This window comes from Streptomyces sp. NBC_00385, from assembly GCF_035917155.1.
In the GTDB taxonomy this organism is placed as follows: domain Bacteria; phylum Actinomycetota; class Actinomycetes; order Streptomycetales; family Streptomycetaceae; genus Streptomyces; species Streptomyces poriferorum.
In genome coordinates this window covers 4,607,884-4,629,104 of record NZ_CP107951.1, presented here as the reverse complement: position 1 = coordinate 4,629,104, position 21,221 = coordinate 4,607,884, and the positions used below count along the sequence as shown (strand labels likewise).

General features: G+C 67.1%; 20 protein-coding genes and 1 pseudogene. 10 read left to right on the top strand and 11 right to left on the bottom strand.

Annotated features, from left to right (window positions below; translation table 11 throughout):
• Window positions 1–74 precede the first annotated feature (74 nt).
• The 5 genes from OG959_RS20665 to OG959_RS20645 all read right to left on the bottom strand — a co-directional run bounded on the left by OG959_RS20665 (window position 75) and on the right by OG959_RS20645 (window position 6,537).
• On the bottom strand, window positions 75–1,610 hold the full coding sequence (locus tag OG959_RS20665) for a DUF7059 domain-containing protein (protein WP_442805604.1): 1,536 nt from the start codon (window positions 1,608–1,610) through the stop codon (window positions 75–77).
• A gap of 72 nt (window positions 1,611–1,682) precedes the next feature.
• A complete protein-coding gene (locus OG959_RS20660) occupies window positions 1,683–2,309 on the bottom strand; it encodes a small secreted protein (protein ID WP_326660515.1) in 627 nt (208 codons plus the stop codon).
• 279 nt (window positions 2,310–2,588) lie between these two features.
• Window positions 2,589–5,024, bottom strand: a complete 2,436-nt coding sequence (locus tag OG959_RS20655; protein WP_326660513.1) for a sodium-translocating pyrophosphatase — start codon at window positions 5,022–5,024, stop codon at window positions 2,589–2,591.
• A gap of 283 nt (window positions 5,025–5,307) precedes the next feature.
• The gene (locus OG959_RS20650) at window positions 5,308–5,781 is read right to left on the bottom strand and encodes an ATP-binding protein (RefSeq protein WP_326660511.1); all 474 of its coding nucleotides are present in this window, start codon (window positions 5,779–5,781) and stop codon (window positions 5,308–5,310) included.
• 402 nt (window positions 5,782–6,183) lie between these two features.
• Window positions 6,184–6,537, bottom strand: a complete 354-nt coding sequence (locus OG959_RS20645) for an STAS domain-containing protein (protein ID WP_003967428.1) — start codon at window positions 6,535–6,537, stop codon at window positions 6,184–6,186.
• Between the two features lie 78 nt (window positions 6,538–6,615).
• On the opposite strand from OG959_RS20645, the gene OG959_RS20640 reads away from it, so the two are divergent.
• Window positions 6,616–9,132, top strand: coding sequence for a DEAD/DEAH box helicase (locus tag OG959_RS20640; RefSeq protein ID WP_326660509.1), 2,517 nt, complete (start codon window positions 6,616–6,618; stop codon window positions 9,130–9,132).
• On the opposite strand, the gene OG959_RS20635 is transcribed toward OG959_RS20640, so the two are convergent.
• The 6 genes and pseudogenes from OG959_RS20635 to OG959_RS20610 all read right to left on the bottom strand — a co-directional run.
• The gene (locus OG959_RS20635; RefSeq protein ID WP_326666509.1) at window positions 9,035–9,442 is read right to left on the bottom strand and encodes an Rv3654c family TadE-like protein; all 408 of its coding nucleotides are present in this window, start codon (window positions 9,440–9,442) and stop codon (window positions 9,035–9,037) included. The genes OG959_RS20640 and OG959_RS20635 overlap by 98 nt on opposite strands.
• 50 nt (window positions 9,443–9,492) lie before the next feature.
• Complete coding sequence (locus OG959_RS20630) at window positions 9,493–10,029, bottom strand: TadE family type IV pilus minor pilin (protein ID WP_442805603.1); 537 nt, start codon at window positions 10,027–10,029, stop codon at window positions 9,493–9,495.
• The gene (locus OG959_RS20625; protein WP_326660507.1) at window positions 10,016–10,213 is read right to left on the bottom strand and encodes a DUF4244 domain-containing protein; all 198 of its coding nucleotides are present in this window, start codon (window positions 10,211–10,213) and stop codon (window positions 10,016–10,018) included. The genes OG959_RS20630 and OG959_RS20625 overlap by 14 nt, the downstream gene beginning before the upstream one ends.
• A 64-nt stretch (window positions 10,214–10,277) precedes the next feature.
• Window positions 10,278–11,123, bottom strand: a complete 846-nt coding sequence (locus OG959_RS20620) for a type II secretion system F family protein (protein WP_326660505.1) — start codon at window positions 11,121–11,123, stop codon at window positions 10,278–10,280.
• On the bottom strand, window positions 11,120–11,998 hold the full coding sequence (locus tag OG959_RS20615; protein ID WP_442805602.1) for a type II secretion system F family protein: 879 nt from the start codon (window positions 11,996–11,998) through the stop codon (window positions 11,120–11,122). Before OG959_RS20615 ends, OG959_RS20620 begins: the two co-directional genes overlap by 4 nt.
• Window positions 11,995–12,303, bottom strand: a pseudogene (locus OG959_RS20610) (ATPase, T2SS/T4P/T4SS family); the annotation flags it as partial. The gene OG959_RS20615 and the pseudogene OG959_RS20610, both read right to left, overlap by 4 nt.
• 52 nt (window positions 12,304–12,355) lie before the next feature.
• On the opposite strand from OG959_RS20610, the gene OG959_RS20605 reads away from it, so the two are divergent.
• The 9 genes from OG959_RS20605 (at window position 12,356) to OG959_RS20565 (ending at window position 20,730) form a co-directional block, all read left to right on the top strand.
• Window positions 12,356–13,957, top strand: coding sequence for a recombinase family protein (locus tag OG959_RS20605; protein WP_326660502.1), 1,602 nt, complete (start codon window positions 12,356–12,358; stop codon window positions 13,955–13,957).
• Window positions 13,958–14,618: 661 nt separating this feature from the next.
• Window positions 14,619–15,113: a hypothetical protein gene (locus OG959_RS20600; protein WP_326660500.1), complete on the top strand. Its 495-nt coding sequence runs from the start codon at window positions 14,619–14,621 to the stop codon at window positions 15,111–15,113.
• Window positions 15,114–15,436: 323 nt separating this feature from the next.
• Complete coding sequence (locus OG959_RS20595) at window positions 15,437–15,739, top strand: hypothetical protein (RefSeq protein WP_326660498.1); 303 nt, start codon at window positions 15,437–15,439, stop codon at window positions 15,737–15,739.
• An 87-nt stretch (window positions 15,740–15,826) separates the two neighbouring features.
• A complete protein-coding gene (locus OG959_RS20590; protein ID WP_326660496.1) occupies window positions 15,827–16,936 on the top strand; it encodes a phage major capsid family protein in 1,110 nt (369 codons plus the stop codon).
• Between the two features lie 487 nt (window positions 16,937–17,423).
• The gene (locus OG959_RS20585; RefSeq protein WP_326660494.1) at window positions 17,424–17,852 is read left to right on the top strand and encodes a hypothetical protein; all 429 of its coding nucleotides are present in this window, start codon (window positions 17,424–17,426) and stop codon (window positions 17,850–17,852) included.
• 645 nt (window positions 17,853–18,497) lie between these two features.
• Complete coding sequence (locus OG959_RS20580) at window positions 18,498–18,767, top strand: hypothetical protein (RefSeq protein ID WP_326660492.1); 270 nt, start codon at window positions 18,498–18,500, stop codon at window positions 18,765–18,767.
• Window positions 18,768–19,103: 336 nt separating this feature from the next.
• Complete coding sequence (locus tag OG959_RS20575) at window positions 19,104–19,370, top strand: hypothetical protein (RefSeq protein ID WP_326660491.1); 267 nt, start codon at window positions 19,104–19,106, stop codon at window positions 19,368–19,370.
• Window positions 19,351–19,869 carry a DUF6879 family protein gene (locus tag OG959_RS20570; protein WP_442805601.1) on the top strand — a complete coding sequence of 173 codons (519 nt, stop codon included), beginning with the start codon at window positions 19,351–19,353 and terminating at the stop codon, window positions 19,867–19,869. Before OG959_RS20575 ends, OG959_RS20570 begins: the two co-directional genes overlap by 20 nt.
• Before the next feature lie 12 nt (window positions 19,870–19,881).
• The gene (locus OG959_RS20565; RefSeq protein ID WP_326660490.1) at window positions 19,882–20,730 is read left to right on the top strand and encodes a helix-turn-helix domain-containing protein; all 849 of its coding nucleotides are present in this window, start codon (window positions 19,882–19,884) and stop codon (window positions 20,728–20,730) included.
• Window positions 20,731–21,221: the final 491 nt, after the last annotated feature.

Here is a 21,221-nt window from a genome sequence, read left to right as displayed (position 1 = left end):
AGCCCGCAGCCCGCAGCCCGCAGCCCGCAGAGCACCTCCCCCGGCCGCCGCGGTTCACCCGGCCCGGTTCAAGCTCACCCAGCCATCCGCCCGGCCTGGGGCAGGGGCTCCAGGAAGCCCTCCTCGACCAGCAGCCGGATGGCCTGAGGGGTGCGGTCGCGCAGCAGGACCGGGTCCTCGTTCATCAACTGGGCGATCGCGTCCAGGATCCGGCCGGCGGGCAGCGATCCGTCGCACACGCCGGCGAAGCCGGCACCGACCGCGTCGACCTTCGTCGCGCGTCGCATACCGCGGTTCTGACGCAGCACCACATGCTCGGGGTCCTCGGCCCCCGGCAGGCCCACCTGCTCCTGCACGACCTCGGCGGCAAGGGTGAAGTGCGCGGCCAGCAGCGCCGCGTCGTCCTGCTCCCGCAGATAGTCCTGGCGGGCGAAGTGCGCCTCGACGGCCGGCCCGAGCGGCTGCTCCACCGCATGCGGCCACTCCTCGATCACGATCGAGGGCTCCCCGGCCGCTGCCGCGGCGGACTTCCGCAGCGTGATCCAGCCGAAGCCGACCCCCTTCGTGCCATGGGCCTCGAACTCGTCGAGCCAGGCGTCGTACCGCGCGGCGTACTCCGCGGGGTCCGTACGGTGGTCGCCGCTGTCACGCAGCCACAGCTCTGCGTACTGCGTGACGTCCTGCACCTCGCGCTGCACGATCCAGGCATCGCAGCCCTGCGGTACCCAGGAACGCAGCCTGTCCTGCCACTCCTCGTCCTCGGTGTGCTGCCAGTTGGCCAGGAAGTGGGCGTAGCCGCCCTCGTTGAGCCGGTCGCCGGTCTGCTGCACGAGGGTCCGGCACAGGTCGTCGCCCGCCATGCCGCCGTCGCGATAGGTGAGGCGGGCGCCGGGCGAGATGACGAAGGGCGGGTTGGAGACGATGAGGTCGTACGTCTCCGTGCCGACGGGCTCGTACAGCGAGCCCTCGCGCAGGTCGGCCGGGGCCGCGCCGGACAGGGCGAGGGTGAGCCGGGTGAAGTCGAGGGCACGTGGGTTGAGGTCGGTGGCGGTGACCCGGGTGGCGTGCTGTGCCGCGTGCAGCGCCTGGATGCCGGAGCCCGTACCGACGTCCAGGGCGGAGCCGACGGGCCTGCGGACGGTGATCCCGGCGAGGGTGGTGGACGCCCCGCCGATCCCGAGGACGACGCCCTCCTCGTGCGAACCGATTCCGCCGGCGCCGCCCACGGCGCAGCCCAGGTCGGAGACGATGAACCAGTCCTGCTCCTCCGGACCGCTGTACGGCCGCACGTCGACCGTGGCCCGCACCTCGCCGTCCGCCTCGGTCAGCCAGCCGTCCGCCACGCACTCCGCCAGCGGCAGCACGGCGGCTGCCCGTTCGGCGGTGACCGGGCGCTGAAGAAGGAAGAGGCGCACGAGCGTGTCGAGCGGCGCGTCGCCCCGGGTGGCCCGCAGCGCCGGGACCGTCTCGCTGCGGGCGAGCGCGGCGTAGGCGGGTGCGCCGAGCAGTTCGAGGAGCCCGTCTGCGGTGAAGGCGGCGGCGACGAGGGCTTCGCGGAGCCGGGTCGCGTGGTCTGCTGCGGGAAGGCTGGTCTTACTCACATGCCCCATTGTGACGGCTACCGCTGACAACGGCAGCGGCCCGGCGGCCCACCAGGGACGCCGGGCCGTTCGCGGGCCCGGCTACGACTCCTTGCTGGGCGAGGCGGACGCCTCCTTGGACGGCGCAGCCTCCTTCGAGGCACCGGCCGAGGGCGACGCCGAGGCGGTGGGCTTCTGGCAGCCCTTCTGCTTGGCCATCGCTTCACCGACCTCGCCGGACTGAAGCTTCTTCAGCGCCTGGTCGCCGTTGGTGCTGATCTTGTTCAGTTCGTCGGCGATGCCCTTGAGACCGTCGGCGAACTCCGCCTGGTCCTTCGTGTCCAGGGCGTCGACCTTCTTCTGCAGATTCGCGTAGGCCACGGAGGAGGCGTTGAGCTCCTTCACGGCTTCCTTCTGCGTCGTCTCGCCGTCGTCGACCGGCGGCGGACCCGCCGAGTCGACGGCCGAGCCCAGCGCCTTGTACGCCTGCGAGATCTGCTGGAAGGCGGCCGAGTCGGTCTCCTGGACGTCGGCGGGCTTGCTGTTGTCGGCGGTCTGCTGCTGGATCGAGGCGTTGGCGTTCGCGATCTTCTGCAGCTGGGGCTGGACCTGGTCACAGACCTGCTTGGCCCAGTCGTTCACCTTGTTGTCGCTGTCGTCGCTGCAGCCCGACAGCGTAAGTACCAGTACCGCACCGCCGGACAGCGCGGCCGCTAGCTTCTTGTTCACCGGATTGGTCCCTTCCAAGGCTCTCGGCCCCGGAACTTACACGCCGAGCGCCCTCCATCCGGGTGCCGGGCGTCCGGTGGATGGCCTTTTGCAGCCATTTGCACCAAGGGAAATGAGGGAGATACAACTCACCCGCACAGCCCCCGAGCACGGGAACACCCGAACGATCGCCCACTCCTTCGGACACAGAACCGGGCGGACGCGACATCAGGATGCCGCTCCCGCCCGATTGCTGATCCTCCATCATTCAGTGGTCGCGCACGTCACGCCGATTCCGGCTCACTGAGCGGCTGCCGGGTCCGCCGGCCTGGCCGTACCCTCCCCGTCACCGCCCTCGGAACCGCCGTCCTCGCCCACGGTGATCCCCCTCCTCTTGGAGACGTAGACGGCGCCGACGATGACCCCGATGGCCAGCACCGCCACCACCGCCCGCACCCCCGCGCTCGCGTCCTCGCCGTAGCTGAACTGCACCACCGCGGGGGCGATGAGCAGCGCCACCAGGTTCATCACCTTGAGCAGGGGGTTGATCGCCGGCCCGGCCGTGTCCTTGAACGGATCGCCGACCGTGTCACCGATGACGGTCGCGGCATGGGCCTCGCTGCCCTTGCCGCCGTGATGACCGTCCTCGACGAGCTTCTTGGCGTTGTCCCACGCACCACCGGAGTTGGCGAGGAAGACGGCCATCAGCGTTCCCGTGCCGATCGCGCCCGCCAGATACGAGCCGAGCGCCCCGACCCCGAAGGTGAAACCGACCGCGATCGGCGCCAGCACCGCCAGCAGACCGGGGGTGGCCAGCTCGCGCAGCGCGTCCTTGGTGCAGATGTCGACGACACGCCCGTACTCCGGCTTCTCCGTGTAGTCCATGATCCCGGGATGCTCGCGGAACTGCCGTCGCACCTCGTAGACCACGGCGCCCGCCGACCGGGACACCGCGTTGATGGCCAGGCCGGAGAAGAGGAAAACGACCGCGGAACCGAGGATCAGGCCCACCAGGTTGTTGGGCTGCGAGATGTCCAGACTCAGCCCCATCTCCCCGGCCGAGGCGCCGACGTCGTCGACCGCGGTGGCGATCGCGTCCCGGTAGGAGCCGAAGAGCGCCGCTGCCGCCAGAACCGCCGTGGCGATGGCGATGCCCTTGGTGATGGCCTTGGTGGTGTTGCCCACGGCGTCCAGGTCGGTGAGGACCTGCGCGCCTGCACCGGTGACGTCACCGGACATCTCGGCGATGCCCTGCGCGTTGTCGGAGACCGGGCCGAAGGTGTCCATGGCGACGATCACCCCGACGGTGGTGAGCAGCCCGGTACCGGCCAGCGCCACCGCGAAGAGCGCCAGCATGATCGACGTACCGCCCAGCAGGAACGCTCCGTAGACGCCGAGCCCGATCAGCAGCGCGGTGTAGACGGCGGATTCCAGCCCGATGGCGATACCCGCGAGCACCACGGTCGCCGGTCCGGTCAGTGAGGACTTGCCGATGTCCCTGACGGGGCGCCGGCTGGTCTCGGTGAAGTAGCCGGTCAGCTGCTGGATCAGGGCCGCCAGCACGATGCCGATGGCGACGGCGACCAGCGCGAAGACCCGCGGGTCCCCACCGTGCGAGGTGATGGCCGCATCGGTGACTCCGTCCAGTTCCGCGTACGAGGACGGGAGGTAGAGGAAGACCGCGACGGCCACCAGTACCAGCGAGATGACCGCGGAGATGAAGAAGCCGCGGTTGATGGCGGTCATTCCGCTGCGGTCGGTGCGGCGTGGGGCGACCGCGAAGATCCCGATCATCGCGGTGACCACACCGATCGCCGGCACGATGAGGGGGAAGGCGAGGCCCGAGTCGCCGAAGGCGGCTTTGCCCAGGATGAGGGCGGCGACCAGCGTGACGGCGTACGACTCGAAGAGATCGGCCGCCATGCCCGCACAGTCGCCGACGTTGTCACCCACGTTGTCGGCGATGGTGGCGGCGTTGCGCGGGTCGTCCTCGGGGATGCCCTGTTCCACTTTGCCGACCAGGTCGGCACCGACATCGGCCGCCTTGGTGAAGATGCCTCCGCCGACCCTCATGAACATCGCGATCAGCGCCGCACCGAGCCCGAAGCCCTCCAGCACCTTCGGCGCGTCGGCGGCATAGACGAGAACCACGCAGGAGGCGCCCAGGAGCCCCAGTCCCACGGTGATCATGCCGACCACGCCGCCCGTACGGAATGCGATCTTCATCGCTTTGTGCGAAACGGCAGTGAGATCCTTTTCCGGTTCGCCTTCCGCGGGGGTCGCCTCACGCGCGGCGGCCGCCACCCGGACATTACTCCGTACGGCCAGCCTCATGCCGATGTATCCGGTGGCTGCCGAGAAAAGCGCACCGACCAGGAAGAACACCGAACGGCCAGCGCGCTGCGACCAGTTGTCGGCCGGAAGCAGCAGAAGCAGGAAGAAGACCACGACGGCGAATACGCCGACCGTACGCAGCTGCCGCGCCAGATAGGCATTCGCACCCTCCTGGACCGCGGCCGCGATCTCCTTCATGCGCTCGGTGCCCTCACCCGCCGCCAGCACCTGCCGTACCAGCAGCTGGGCGACGATCAGTGCGGCGACGGCGACGACCGCGACGACGATCACGATGATGCGGTTGTCATCGGTGAGTACCGCGGCCGCGAGAGTGGTGGGTGGGTCGGAAAGTGCGGAAAACTGCGTCAGTTCTGCCAGTGGTGTGGTGCCGAACCCCGCCATACGTCCTCCTTGACGCTCAGCGCTCAAGACGTGGACGGATTGTAGGGAGCGGAACACGATCAAAACAGTGCGCGGTAAATGTAATTGACCTTCATCCACCGAACGGCAATTGATCGAGATCTCCACATGGACCGAATGCAGTAATGGGACAGATGCATTTCCGGAAGATCACCGGTGGAGCAGAAACGAAAAAGGCCCTGCTCAGCAGGGCCTCGGAAAACTGGATCAGGAACGGCCGACTACGCCGTCGGGGTGACTGAGCCACCCCGGGACCCGAGCAGCCTCAGGGAAGAGCGATGGCTGGTGTCTTCGGCCAGCTCATGCGGATCACTCCGCCGTCCGTGCCGGACCTGACCTCCACGTCGTCGACCAGACCGCTGATGACCGCCAGGCCCATCTCGTCCTCACCGTCGCCGTCGGCGTCCGGTTCCGGTTCGTCCGGTCCCACGCCGGGCGCGGCGTCGCGGTGTCCCGAGACGCCGGGCACGGAGCCGTCGGCACCCGGGCCGGGGACCTCGTCACCGACCTCGATGGAGAAGGACTTCTCGTCCTCGATCAGGACGACCGTGACGGGAGCCGTGATGCCGTGGCTGCGGTGCAGCCCGACCGCGCGGCTGCAGGCCTCTCCCACGGCGAGTCTGACCTCGTCGAGCACTGCCTCGTCGACCCCGGCCCGGCGCGCCACGGCAGCCGCCACGAGGCGGGCCGTTCTGACGTGTTCGGGCTGGGCGCTGAAGCGGAGTTCAACGGTGGCCATGCGATCCCCCTCGAACGTACGTAAGTGCATACACAGAAGCCGGGCACGCGGCCCGGTACTCCTGAGCTCTGTCTGCTCAGCTCTGCCTGCGTGAGCTCAGCCTGCGAAAGCTGCTGATCGGCCGGCCGCCGGACATCGTCCGACAGCCGTTCAGCGGTCCGACAACAGCCGGACCGCTGATCCGACCGCTGGCCGATCGCGTGACGACCGACCGTCGGCCGACCGATGAATGTCAGCCGGATACCGCCGAACGGGTGACGGAAGGATGCCGAACCACAGTGACCGGGGGTCACCGGTCACCGATGAACGGGCACCGCCACCCAGGTCGCCCTGGTGCGGAAATGCTGTCGCACCGGCCACCGCCGGACCGGCTGCAGAGCCGGCCCGACCGCGGACGGGACGTCAGTCGGTTGCCGCCACGGCCTCATCGACCGTGGTGTGGATGGGGAACACCTTGGTCAGACCGGTGATCCGGAAAATCTTGAGAATGCGCTCCTGGTTGCACACCAGGCGCAACGAGCCCTCATGGGCCCGCACACGCTTCAAACCGCCCACGAGCACGCCGAGGCCGGTGGAGTCGAGGAAGTCGACACCTTCCATGTCGACAACCAAGTGGTAGCTGCCGTCATTCACCAACTCGACCAACTGCTCGCGCAGCTTGGGCGCGGTATACACATCAATCTCGCCACCGACCTCGACGACCGTACGGTCGCCACCAGGGCCGGACACATTGCGAGTCGACAAGGACAGGTCCACGGATCCTCCAGCACCTTGCTATCGAGCGGTCGCCCCTCGGTCTCCCCGGCGGAGCCAGGGGACGGATCGCCAGCCGCCATGGCATTCAATCACTTACGGGCAGCCATGCACGACGCCTTGGGACCATTGTCCGTCCTGCCAGTGACACACTCGGTGCCGATGGCCAAGAATCACCGCCCCAGCGAACCGCCCGGGAGCGGGGGCTCCCGCCCCTCTCCCGACGTGGTCCTCGACCGGCTCGCCGCTGCGGCGGGCCGGTCCTCGCGCATCACTCATACGGAGCACTTGCCCCCGCGCGCGGGAACCCATGCCATCTGGCCCGATCGCATCCGTCCGGAAGTGATCGCCGCCATCCAGAAGGCCGGCATCGATCATCCCTGGACCCATCAGGCCACCGCGGCGGAGCACGCCCTGGACGGCGAGTCGGTCGTGATCGCCACCGGCACGGCGTCCGGAAAGTCGCTGGCCTACCTCGCCCCGGTCCTCAGCGCCCTGCTGGACGGCTCCGAAGCCCCCAACGGCCGCGGGGCGACCGCGCTCTACCTCTCCCCCACCAAGGCTCTGGCGGCCGACCAGCGGCGTTCGGTGAAGGAACTGGCGGCCCCGCTGGGCAACGGGATCCGCCCCGCTGTCTACGACGGCGACACTCCGGTCGAAGAACGCGAATGGGTGCGCCAGTACGCCAACTACGTGCTCACCAATCCCGACATGCTGCACCGCGGGATACTCCCGTCCCACCCCCGCTGGTCCTCCTTCCTGCGTGCCCTGCGCTACGTCGTCATCGACGAGTGCCACACCTACCGGGGGGTCTTCGGCTCGCACGTCGCCCAGGTAGTACGCCGTCTCCGACGTCTGTGCGCCCGCTACGGCGCCGATCCGGTCTTCCTCCTCGCCTCCGCCACCGCCGCCGAGCCCTCGGTCGCGGCCGGCCGTCTCACCGGCCTGACGGTCACCGAGGTCGCCGACGACGCCTCCCCGCGCGGTGAACTGGTCTTCGCCCTGTGGGAGCCGCCCCTGACCGAGCTGTCGGGCGAGAAGGGCGCTCCGGTGCGCCGTACCGCCACGGCCGAGACCGCCGATCTGCTCACCGACCTGACAGTGCAGGGCGTGCGCTCCGTCGCGTTCGTACGCTCGCGGCGTGGCGCCGAGCTCATCTCCGTCATCGCGAAGGAACGCCTCGCCGAGGTCGACCGGTCCCTGCCCTCCCGAGTGGCCGCCTACCGCGGGGGCTACCTTCCCGAGGAACGCCGTGCCCTGGAGCGCGCACTGCACTCGGGCAGCCTGCTCGGCCTCGCCGCCACGACCGCCCTCGAGCTCGGAATCGACGTCTCCGGCCTGGACGCGGTCGTCATCGCCGGGTACCCGGGCACCAGGGCTTCGCTGTGGCAGCAGGCCGGCCGCGCCGGGCGGGCAGGCCAGGGCACCCTCGCCATCCTGGTGGCCCGCGACGACCCGCTGGACACCTTCCTGGTCCACCATCCCGAAGCGCTGTTCCAGCAGCCCGTGGAGTCCACCGTCCTCGACCCGGACAACCCCTACGTCCTGGCTCCCCACCTGTGCGCAGCCGCCGCGGAGCTACCGCTCACCGAATCGGATCTGACCCTCTTCGGACCCGCCGTGACCGGGCTTCTTCCGCAGCTGGAAGCCGCGAAGCTGCTCCGCAGACGGGCCTCGGGCTGGCACTGGACCCGGCGCGAACGGGCCGCCGACCTCACCGACATCCGGGGCGAGGGCGGCCGCCCCGTCCAGATCGTCGAGGGGGGCACCGGCAGGCTGCTGGGCACCGTCGACGAGTCGGCCGCGCACACGGCCGTCCACGAGGGCGCCGTCCACCTCCACCAGGGCCGCACCTACCTGGTCCGGAAACTGGACCTGGAGGACTCGGTCGCCCTGGTCGAGGAGGCCAGTCCGCCGTACTCGACGACCGCACGCGACACCACGGCCATCGCCGTCCTGGACACCGACACCGAGATCCCCTGGGGAGACGGAAGGCTCTGCTACGGCTCCGTCGAAGTGACCAACCAGGTCGTCTCCTTCCTCCGTCGCAAACTGATCACCGGCGAGGTGCTCGGCGAGAGCAAACTGGACCTTCCGCCCCGCACCCTGCGCACCCGGGCCGTGTGGTGGACGGTCACCCAGGACCAGCTCGACGCCGCACGGATCAACCCGGAGATCCTCGGCGGCGCGCTGCACGCCGCCGAGCACGCGTCGATCGGGATGCTGCCGCTCTTCGCCACCTGCGACCGCTGGGACATCGGCGGGGTCTCCGTACCGCTGCATCCGGACACCCTGCTGCCGACCGTCTTCGTGTACGACGGCCACCCCGGCGGCGCCGGCTTCGCCGAACGCGCCTTCCACACCGCCCGGGCCTGGCTGACCGCCACGCGCCAGGCGATCGCTTCCTGCGAGTGCGAAGCGGGCTGCCCGTCGTGCATCCAGTCCCCCAAATGCGGCAACGGCAACGAACCCCTGCACAAACGAGGCGCCGTCCGCCTGCTCACGGAACTCCTCCGATCCGCCCCGCCCGGCCCGGGGGAGCCGGACGGGGCGAGTGGCCGGTGGGCGCCGCCGTCGGCGGACCCGCCCGGGACCTGACCTCGGGCGCGTACGGCCCACGGCGCACCCGGGCCGTCACATCGGCGATCTCCCCCTGGACGGCGCACCGCACCACTTCCGCCCCCTGCGCCGCTGCCACGTCCCGGGCCGACCCGCAGGCGGCAGCGGCTCCCTCCAGAGCCCGGTCCGCCGCAGCCAGCGCGGCCAGGTCTGCCGCGCCTGCGGCCCGGTGCCGGACCACCACCACCTGTCCGAGGGCCAGCACCACGGCGAAGACGACACACAACGTCGCCGTGGTCACCGCCACCCATACGGTCGCCAGCCCCTGATCACGCGGCCTCCCACACATCCGCAGCCGGCTCAGCCCCCGGGCCGTCCTTCGGGAACCGGGCCCCGCCGTCATGGCGCCACCCCCGCATTACCTTCGTCCGCCGCCATGCCCTCGGCACCGGACCCGTCCTCGGCCCAGGCCTCGGCACCGGCCATGTCCTCAGCCCCGGCCTCGTCCTCGGCCGCCGCCGCAGCTTCCGCGCTCAGTGTCACGGCCAGCGGTCCGGGGCCCGGAGCCGGTGCGGTCACCGTGACACGCCACAACTGCCCGGCCCGCTCCACCTCGACCCGGGCCCGCTCGGGCGCCGCCGACAGGGCGGCCTCCCTCACCTGCGTCTCCGGTTCGGAGCGGGCTGCCGCCCTGGCACCGGCCCGTGCCGCGTCCACACACCGGATCTGGCCCGAGGCGGCCATCAACGCCCACAGGAGGACAAGCGCGAAGATCACCATCACCGGAATCACCATGGCCGCCTCCGCCGTCACCGCGCCCCGGTCACGCCACCGTCCGGCCGGCCCGGCTCCGTCCCGGACGCGTCTCTCCGGCCCGGCCGTCTCCCCTGTTCCGACGCCCTGTACCGCTCCGGCTCCGACCTCAGAACTTCGCATCGAGCGCGTCCTTGAGCAGCGATTGCATCTGTGCCATGACCGGCGCGCTGGTGACCACCTTGTAGAGCACGGCGGCAAAGGCGCAGGCCGCAATCGTTCCGACCGCGTATTCCGACGTCGTCATCCCGGTGTCCGCCCGAACTTTGCGCGCCACGGTTCGCACCCAGCACATGATTGTCCGCATCACTTCAAACCCCCGATTAACCGATATATATGAAGAAATTGCTCTTGTACGGACCTTTTGGCCATCAAGGCTGGAGCAGCCCTCCCGCCAACCCGATCACCACAGGCGCCACGCCCACGGTCAGAAAGGCGGGCAGGAAGCAGAGCCCGAGAGGTGCGGTGATCAGTACGGCCACCCGCTGGGCCCGCGCCACCGCCGCGCTCGCCCTCTCGGCCCTCATGGCCTCGGCCAGCCGGGCCACCGACTCCGCCGCGGGAGCGCCGGTCGACCCGGCCCGGTCCAGGCAGCGCGCCAGGGCGGCAGCTCCCGGTATCGCTCCGAACCTCCCCCAGGCGATGGCAGGATCACCGCCGAGCCGGATCTCCGCTGCCGTACGCGCCAGTTGCTCTCCGACCGGCCCGCCCAGCGACTCCCCGACCGCCTCGGCCGCCTCGCGCGGACCGGCGCCCGCAGAGATGCAGGCCGCCAGCAGATCGGCCGCCAGCGGAAGCTGACGCACCGACTCCGCTGCTGTCGCCGCCGCCTCGGCAGCGGCTCGAGGTGCCTGCCGGCGCCGCACCCGCTGCCATCTCCAGGTGCCGCAGGCCACCGCCAGGCCAGCCGCCCACCCCGCGGGGCCACCCACCAGGAACCAGCCAGTCAGAACGGCGCCCAGCACGGCCGCCCACTGTCTGGCGCCGGCGCCGGAGACCGATATCCGCAGCCGCCCTGGATGCACGCCCAGCCGGCCCGCACGCCCGCTCAGGGCCGCCGGAACGGCAGAGCCCACGGCCAGCAGAGTCAGACCGCGCCGGCGCACACGCTGCCCGGTCCGGCGCCGGGCCAGAGCGAGAGCAGGCTGGACGCACACGCCCAGCACCAGCCCCGCCACCCCCACCCTGTGCACAACCTCACCCACCACGGCGCTCATGCCGCTTCTCCCTTGCGGACGATCCGAGTCGCCCAGACGAGCCCGGCCGCTTCCATCGATGTGCCCAACACCAGACAGCCCAGCCCGACGGGACCGTGCAGCAACACCGCCAGCGGGTCCGCCCCGAGTGCCGACCCCAGCCCCACGCCCAGCACCGGCAGCAGTGCCAGCACGACGACCGTCGACCATGGACCGGCCAACTGCGCCCTCAGTTCCTCCCGCTGACGCCGCTCGGCCCGTAACGCACCTTCCAGCCGGTCCAGACCGGCGGCGAGCCCTGCACCACCGTCCGCTGCCACCCGCCAGCAAGCCGCCACTCCCGCGAGGCCCTCCAGGCCCGGCTCACCCGCCGCCTGCCCCAGGGCTCGGGGAACATCGCCGCCGAACCGCGCCGCGGCCGACACCCCGGGCCCCGCCGCGCCCAGTGCCCCAGTGGCATGGACCGCGACAAGCAACGCCTGCCCCGGTTCATGCCCGGCCCTCAACTCGCCCACCACCGCGCCACACAGGTCCACCACCCCATCGGCCCGGCGCTCCCGCTCCTTGCGCAACTCCCTTCTCCTCAGCCATCGCCCCACGACGGGGGCCGCGACCACCCCTGCGATCACAGGCAGCACGGACTCGCCGAGGACGGCCAGAACCAGAGCGACCGGCAGGCACAGCCACTCCCGCCGCCCCCGCAGCCACGTTCCCCACCGGATCCGGCCGTTCGCCCAGCCCTCACAAAGGGGTGACTGCACCATCCCGGGTCCGAACAACACCCGCGCTCTCCGGTGCCCTCGGCTCCGCCCCGCCACCACGAGCCCGGCCGCCGCCCCCGCACACAGCGAGGCCGCATGTACCGCCTCCGGCAGCCCCACCGCCGTACCGCTCACCGTCCGTCCCCGATCAATGCCCGCAGCCGGTCCCAGCCCCGCTCCCGCTCGAAACCGGCGGCTCCCCACCGCAGAGCCGGAACGGTCACCACCAGCCCCGCTCCATCGCGTTCCAACACGTGGATCTCGGAGATCCTCCGCAGGCCGGTCCGGTCCCGTACGAGATGGACCACCACCGACAACGCCGCCGCCAGCTGACTGTGAAGCGCCGTCCGATCCAGTCCCGCGGCGGTCCCCAGCGCCTCCAGCCGGGCCGGTACGTGCTCGGCGGCATTGGCGTGAACAGTTCCGCAGCCACCCGGGTGTCTGACCTAACCGTCCATGGCGGGTAGGTCTCCGACTCCCTTCAGGGAAGACATGAAGACCGTCGTCATCTATGACCGACTCAGCCGCTTGTTCGCTGAGGAAGCGCCGGATCACCGCATAGCCATCTGCCGCGCCTACGCCGAAGCGCGCGGGTGGAAGGTCGTACACGTCGCCTCGGACACGAACGTCAGCGGTGCAAGCAAGCTCGAAGACCGCCCCGGAATGCGCGAAGTGCTGTCGTGGCTTCCGCGCGTTGACTATGTGCTTGCCGCAAAGCTCGACCGGTACGCCCGAAGCGTGCTGGAGTTTCAGCGTCTTCTCGACGCCGCGAAGTCGACTCACTCAACGGTCGTCACGGCGGACGGCGTTGTATCGCCGGAAAACGCGTCCATCATCATCAACGTTCTTGCCGCATTCGCTGAGTACGAGCGCGACATGATTACGGCGCGCATCACTGACAGCAAGAAACACTTCAAGGCACGTGGTAACCACCTGGGCGGATTGGCACCGTACGGCTACAGCGTGACGGGACCAATCAACGACAAGCGGTGGGCAATTGACGAAGACGCCGCAAAGGTCATCCGTGAATGTGCCGACAAGCTCATCAATCACGGTGCCACATTGACGGGCCTTACCCGCGAACTCAATGAACGCGGAACCTTGCCCCCGGCAGACCATGCACGACAGCGCGACGGGCGCAAGCTCAGTCACGAACGCGAAGGGCGCGACGGGCGCAAGAAGAATCCCCAGCGTTGGCACTCCACAACGCTGCGGGATGTTCTCTACACGCCCGCCCTTCGCGGCTGGCTTGTCCAGTCCGTACCCGGAAAGAAACGGGGTGCGCTTACGAATCAACCCGTGCTCGACACCGAAGGGAAGCCCCTTTGCGCCGGACCCGAAATCCTCAACGCTGAAACGTGGTCCGCACTGCGCGCGATTCTCGACGGAAAGGCTAAGGGTCGGGGCGCTGAGCGCACGGGTAAAGCCCTACTTCTTCACGTCGCGCTGTGCTCAGAATGCGACGGACCGATGTACCGGCAGCGCCGAGCGGTCAACGGCAAAGACTACTCGACTTACGTTTGCCGGAACGGAGTTGGCAAGCTCGGAACTCACCGGCCCAACGTCATCACTGCACCAATGCTGGACGACCTTGTCACCGCCGATTACCTGAAGCGTTTCGGCCGCATTGCTCTTCAGCGCTGGACGGAGCCGGACGGCAGCGCGGTACTACAGCTCAGCGAAGTCACAACCCAAATCGAGCGGCTTGCAGGGAACCTTGCCCAGCTCGAACCGAACGGCACGGCGGCACGCATGGCCATTACCCAACTGAACGCGCTGGAAAGGCGACAGGGAGCATTGCGCACGGAAGCCGACCACGCTGAAGGCCGCTGGGTGGACGCTGGGAGCACCATTGCGGCTGAATGGCAGCGGCGTACGGATGAAGGCCGCACAGAGCTTCTGAACGACCTGGGTGCCGTTGTAGTCGTCCGCCCGACAACACCCGGAGCACCCAAGCGGTTCAGCCCGGCGCGAGTCGCGATTGATTACGAGGGTCCGACCTGGGTGCGCAACGATCCGGCGGCAGCGGAGCTAGCGGCCATTGCGCAGACTGAAGCGCTCATCACCGAAGAGCGGCGCGCCGTGCACGCCTAGCCCGCACGCCGCAGGAAGACAAACAGCCCCCGGTTCCCACGATGGAGCCGGGGGCTTCTGTATGCCCGCCTATGGCACTGCGAAGGGCGCGGAGCTATCGGCGGACGGCAAACCGCTCAGCGGTGCTCAGGCGGGCTCGTATGGCTTCGAGCCCCGTTGGTGTGGTGACGCGGGAGTGACGACCGCAGCGGAAGGAGTGGCGCTAGCGTCACGCTTCAAAACGCTCTGACCTGGGACTTTCTTAAATTTCTTCTCTTGAGTGACGCTGTTACGTCATTTCAGGAATCACATAAGAGATCTCATAGGGCAATCCTTGAGTGACGGAACTGCGTCACAGACCAGAGACACACCCGCTGACCTGCTGAAATACCCGCGCCGGCGCATGCCTTGCCGCTGTAGCGCGTCACGACTCCCCGATAAGTCACCGACTCCCTTCACATAGGTGGAGGCGCTTTACGGCGTCGCTACTGCGGACGGGCTGCACCCGTAAAAGAGTCCGCGACACAAGCCCCCTCGCGTGGGAGCGGTAGCAACCTTGCCCCGCACATACGCGAACCTAACGGCCCTAACAGGTCGAGCGGAATTAGTTGGAGTGCAGCCCAACTGATGCCCGCTCCCTGTTAGGGCCGTTTTTCATTTTGGCACACCAAAGGAACTTCCCATGCCCATTGGCGACCCGTATGCCGACGCGCTCAAAGCGGTTGAAGCCGCTTACGGTCCTGCTACGGACTTCGGCTGTATCCACTGCACCAACAACGCTTCCCGCTGGGTGGTGGACAACTCCAGACCCGCAACCCTTGACCCTCGAATGCGTCGGTTCAGCGCACGGCACACGGACTATTGGCCGTTCTGCACCCGCTGTGCGCACGAATACGAAGACAGCGCGTCCGGCTTTCCTCCCGTGGTATTCCGGCGCGTGAACGTCTTCGCTGAGCGCCACTGGTTCACGGCTTGCTTTCAGGTGGACGCTAGCCGCTCTGTTCTGCTGAGCGATGCTTACGCCACTTACTTGGATTTCTCCCGCGAGGAACAGGCACCCGCTCAGGAAGTCATGACGCGGCTTGCCTTCAAGAAGGCGCTACTTCGCCATGGTGCGACTGCCAAGCGCACGAATCGGGGAGTCGCGTTTGTTGGTGTGCAGCTCCGCGCGAACTAAACAGTCAGGGTCCAGCCGGCTGGACCTAATGCCCATTCCGAAAGGCTTTCCATGGTTCCCACTATTGAAGACTTCCTGACTGCTCGTACAGCGCCCGGAGCAAACCGGTCTGTACCCCTTGAGCTTTTGCGCAACGCGTGCGCGACCTGGGCACGTAAGCACAGTGCGCCCTTTCCTGAAATGGGAGCGCTCGAAGATGCCCTAAAGCGGCGCGGCGTGCGAATCGTCATGGTCGGTTGGGCACCTGTCGCAAAGGGCGTCGGGCTGAAGCCTCATAATCCCGCTGCGGAAGCCATGCGCAAGGTAGCTGAGGCGGCGCGCAAGTGAGCGAGATTCGCAATCAGGTGTGGGACTTCCTGCGAAAGGAAACCACCGAAAGCGACAACGCCTGTGTGTGGCTCGACGCCTTCATGCGCTGCCTGGGCGGGTGGTCTGCCAGACATGGACTTCCGCACTTGCAGGGTAACGACGTTGCGCCCTGTATTCGCGCGGCCGGATATCACCTTGCAGTCGCCAATAACGGTGGCGTCGTGATTATCGGACTAACTATGTCAGGGGCGCGACGCCCGAATTTCACAGACAGTCTCGTTCCGCCGGAAGCAATGCCAGTCGGTGCGCTGGACTGAATGAGCCTACTCACGTGAGTAGGCACAGGATGCGCCCGACGAGGAACGAAGCGGGCCAACTAACCATCACAGTAAGGAAATTCCCTCATGACTCTTAACGCCACCCTTGCCGCTGACCACATGGCCAAGCGTGAAGCGGCTACCGTCAAGCTGACTGCTCTTCAGGCGAAGTACGGCAGCAATCTCCCTGCCGGGGCGAAGGAAACCGAAGAGCGCCTTCTCTCCGAAATAGCGCAGCATGACAAGACCGTGCGTGGCCTTGTGGGCAACGCCATCGAGCATGACGCGTACGTTGCTGAGGTTCGCGCGACTGGTGCAATGCAGCGACCCGATGCCGTTCAGCGACGCGCACTTGAAGACGTTCGCGTTCTCGGAATGCCGCTTGTGCGCGCTGAGGGCTTCGTGTTCGCTGAGCGTTCCGCCGACGCCCTTGACGCCCTCGACACCGGTAATTGGAATGACGCGCCGATCATGCTCGCTGAGGCTCCGAACGGTTCTCAGCTTATCGGTCGCATTCAGACCTTCACTCACAACTCGACTCGCGGATACGTTCCGGTCGTTCCCCAGCTCACTGCCGCTATCGCCGGTCGGAATGCACCGATGGGTCCTGGCGATCTCAAGAGCGCCAGGATTGGCACCTTCGAGACGGTGAAGATTGCCGCGTACGTCAAGGCTGATCGTGACGAAATTCAGGACTACCCCCAGCTTGAGACATGCATCGACGCGGCGATTCTCTCCGCTCTCGGTGCGGGGGTTGACGACCTCATTGTGAACGGCGGAACCGACGGAGACGTGACCGTTCCCGGCCTTCTCGCACTGGGCACCGTTACCGCTGCGACTGTCAGCGTGGCAAGCGTGCTGAGCGCCATTGCCCGAGTGAAGACGGCGCGCGTTGCGCCTGACACGATCCTGATGCACCCGGACACGGAAGCGGCCTTCCTGGGCGCGATTGATGGTGCTCTTCTCGGAAAGCTTCCTGAGATCGTGGCCATTCCGTCCGTTGCAGCCGGCGTAGCCATTGTGGCAGCGCTGGGGAACACTGCTGTGGCTATGCGCGAGAACCTGGGCGTGGCTTCCGCCACCGATCACCCGGACCTGTTCAAGCACGATCAGGTTGCCTTTGCCGGTCGCGCCCGGATTAGTGATGTGGTCGTTGCGAATGCTGCCCACGTGCAGATCGTGAAGCCTGCCGCCTAATGCTCCGAGACTGGGAACGATGGGAAGCCGCCCGGGAAAAGCTTGCGTCCGCTGCTGTGGTTGCGGGCTTTCCCGGTCGGCTCCCCTGCGTAATGTGCGGCAAGTGGTACTCGCCGGAAGAAATTCAGTTCGCTGACGCTCAGGTTGTGCACGATCGAACGAAACTCTGGTTCTACGTGGAGCAGTCGACGGAAGGCGAGTCGAAGCGATACCGCAATAGGCGACAGAAAGCGCGAGACATAACGCTATGCCGCCCTCACTACGGCAGGCTTTTGCGCATCGCCTTTTATCGTGACGGGCTGGACGATGAGATGTGATATAGCGACCACGCACACCGGGACAGCTGACTTTGCGGCTGAGGGCTTGTCGCGCTTCTACGTTGCACACCTGAAGGCGCGCTTCGTGAATCCTCCGCTTACCGGCGACGGCATGGTGTGCGCTGAGTGCGAGCAATGGTTGAACCTTCGATCCTGGGGACTGGTAAGCGATGTTTGAGAAGACACGAAAGCGACTCGCGCAACGACGAATTCGCCGCGACCGAGAACTGATCGGATACGGCGCATCCCGCGCGCGACACTATGAGTTCACGCCTGTTCGCTGCGCCGAGTGCGACACCTTCGGGCCCGTTGCTGGGGCTGTGGCAGTCCGCACCGAAGCGGGCAACTTCATCGTGCTGGATTGGCGCTGTGCACGAGAAAAGAAGCTTCACTTCCTCCCGCTTTCCGAGTGTGTGCAGCGCGCTGCCGAACTGGGTATTGAGCTGAGCGCGCCACGACAGCGCGGATACATCGACGTCGGACCGGTTGAAACCGCCGCCGTGCTTTACAACGCTCAGACAAAGACCTTCACCGCGAGTCACGCGGCAATGGTCGGCAGTGGCGTAAAGCCGGGTGCACCTATCCACTTCAAGGGGTAGGGGGGTGCTCCCGGAATAGGGGGCGCTCACAAGGTAGGGGGGTGCCTGGGAAACCGGGTGCCCCTTCGTCCTGACACGACGATCACCGCGGGCAGTGACACCCGCCGAAGAACAAGGCTGCTGAGTCCATCGAATACCCAGCACAGCGAAGAGCCTGGGTCGCTGAGTACCCGATCAGCCTGAGTCCCAGGCAAGCCACGCTGACACACACGCGCGGCTGATCTCGATTAGTGCGTTGGGGCTGAGCAATGACCGACGCGCCCGACTCCATCCCGCTGATTCCTGACCGTTCGCAGTGTGCGCCTGAAGAAATTTTGGGGCGGCAGCCGGCGGGCTGATGGAAGAGCATTCGACAAGCGCTGAGCGACAGCAAGTCACTGCTTCTCGCTTCACGGGTTCGGGTATCGGGTCCAAAGTTCAGACCGTTTCCTCTCAGCGATCCCGGTCCCAGCTCGGAAAACGCACGCTACGCGCTGCCCCTTGCTTGGGGCGATTGAAGGTGAACCGATGACTAAGAACTGTGCCTTCTGCGGAACGGCATTCACAGCGGGCAAGACTCACGCGGAGTATTGCGGTCGGTCTTGTCGCGATAAGGCGTACCGGTCCCGCAAGGCCGCTGAGTCGCCCCGTAAGCCCCTGGGAACTATGTCGGGTGCTCCACTGCCGGATGACGACCGGGAAGCGCTCAGGGACCTATACCGCGCTGCTATCACGCGCATCATTGCCGATGGGCTTGTTGTTCCCGGACGGCGCGGAGAAGCCGACGTTGCCCACCCGCTAGCACGTTTCGTCGGGCAGTGGTTCAGCGCGTTGGGATACGCCGCGAAGCCTGCCAATGGCGAGGGCGACGACGACCTTGACGCACTCATTGAGTCGCTGCTGAAGAACACGGATGACAAGGGGGCGAAGCTGTGAGCCTGAAGCCGACGACGTCGGAGCTTGCGAACCGGATTGCGCGCGCTTCTGTCTCGCACGCTGAGGCTGAGGCGCACCCGCTGTTCCCAGCGTTCCGATTGGCGTTCGCACGCGACACTCGAACGATCCCGACGGGTGCCGACGTGTTCGCCGCTGTGAGCGACCCGGAAGTGTTCTGAGCGCCCCTGCACCACAACGAAGCCCCGTAGACACCTAGGAACGATCCTGGGCCGTCTACGGGGCTTCTGTGCGTTCCGGCCTGCCCTCTTGCGCTGATCACGCGTACGGGGAACGCTCGTGCACGGACGTGCAACCGACTCGGCGAAGGAGTGCCCAATGGCCCTAAAGTTCCTGGGGATTTGGCCCAACACCCCGGACGACGGATCACCCACCATCTGGCTGGACGACACGACCGGCGACCTGATCATTCAGTCATGGACGGCGGACGCTGACACGGTCCGGCAAGCTCAGGAAGTCGGTTCGGTGCCCGGCCACTCGACCGATGTTCCGGACCACGAAAGCGTGATCCGGCTCCCCGCAAACATGCTCCAGTTCATCCCCCGCCCGGACAGTGAGGCCAACGGTGGCAACAGCGGTACGTGAAGCGCTCGCCAAGGCGCAACGCTCAGCGATGCATCTTGAGATGCGGGACAGCTACATGCGGGATGACCCGGAGTTCATCCGTTGGCAGGAGGGGCACCGCTACAACCCGAACAACCGCGAATCGTGGTGGCGATCATGGCTGGACGTCGTGGTTGAGACGACCGGTCGGGGGGTCCACATGCGCCGCCTACGCGTCATCTCGGAGCCGCTGAGCGACTACGTGCGTTACGAGTACGACGGCACCTTTACGAACGTCGCAGCGGGTGAAGACGTGCGATGGTTGCCCCGCTCGAACGCCCGTGGCCTGTTGCTCCCCGCGCTGGACGGTTGGGTCATGGACGAGGAAACCGTGATCTTGCACCACTTCAGCGGCGAAGGTCAGTGGACCGGTCCGCGCATGGAGGTCCATCACGACTCGGAGCTAGGCGCTCAGTACGCGGCGGCTTACGAAGCAGCGTGGGAGCGAGCCATTCCCCACGCGGAATACCGGCCTGCCTGACGATCACGCACCATGGCTCTTTCTGCGTCTTCCAGTGCCCAGCAGGCCCGGCAGGCTCTCGCGGATCGTCTCGCGGAACTCTGCCGGGATGCTGGGCTGTCCGGGCTCGACCTAGCGGAGCGCTGCGAGTGGAGCCGTTCCAAGTCGTCCCGGATCATGAACGCTCGTACGCCCCCGTCCGCTGACGACATCCGGGCATGGTGCAAGGCGTGCGGGGCCGAGGAATACACCGAAGACTTGATTGCCATGCTGCGGACCGCTGAAGGCATGTGGGTCGGTTGGCGGCGCATGGAGCGGGCTGGGCTCAAACAGGCTCAGGAAGCCCGCTTGCCGCTGTACGAGCGCACCCGGCGGTTCCGGTCCTACTCCTCATGGCTTGTACCCGGAATGATCCAGACACGCCCGTACACGACGGCAGCGCTTCAAGCGATCCAGCGACGGCGTGGCTTGGTGGACGACGTGGCCGAAGCGGTTGCGGCCCGCGTGGAGCGTCAGCGGGTGCTGTACGAAGGAGACCGCACGTTCGCGTTCCTCGTTGAAGAGTCGGTGTTGCGGTCCGGGATCGGTGGCGTTGAGGTCATGGCCGGACAGCTTGGCCATCTCATCTCCGTCGCCTCAACTCCCAACATAAGCCTGGGAGTTGTGCCCATGCGGCCAGATCGTGAGCGTTGGCCGGCTGAGGGGTTCTGGATCTATGACGCGGCACAAGTCAACGTCGAGTTGATCTCCGGCTATCTCACGCTCACACAGCCCAGCGAAGTAGCGATGTACGCCGAGACGTTCGCTGAACTAGCAGCGTTGGCCGTCTATGGTGCCGCCGCTCGAACGCTGATCACATCGGCTATGGATGCCCTGAGCTGACTCGCGTGCAACCTCGTGCAATCCGCTGTGAGTTGGGTTGCCGTTCTTTCTAGCGTTGTCGCGATCGGACCGCGTGAGGGGACGGCGAGCATGGCAGTAGCAGAGTCACGAGAGATCGTTTCAGGTCAGTACCCGGAGATGCGCGCAACCGTGTCCACGGGGTGTGGCGTGTGTGGCGCACTCGCCAAGCAGTGGGACGAGAAGCACGACCGGGACTTGTTGATTGAGATCAACAACCACCCGCACGCCGAACCGAAGCTCTCACGAGTCAAGTCATGGGTGGCACAGGGGACTTCGGTCGGATGACGGCCCCCGTGAAACACGTCAGCGCCCGTGTGAGCGCCTTACCTGAGCCGAAGCTAGTCAGCCTCCTAGACACGCCCGGAAGCCCGTACGCGGACTCTCCGGCCGGTTGGTGGGATGAGTACGGCGGAGCGCTCGACGCCCGGTCGGGGGTTGCCTACCTGCCCCCGGGAAGCCCGAAGCCCCCA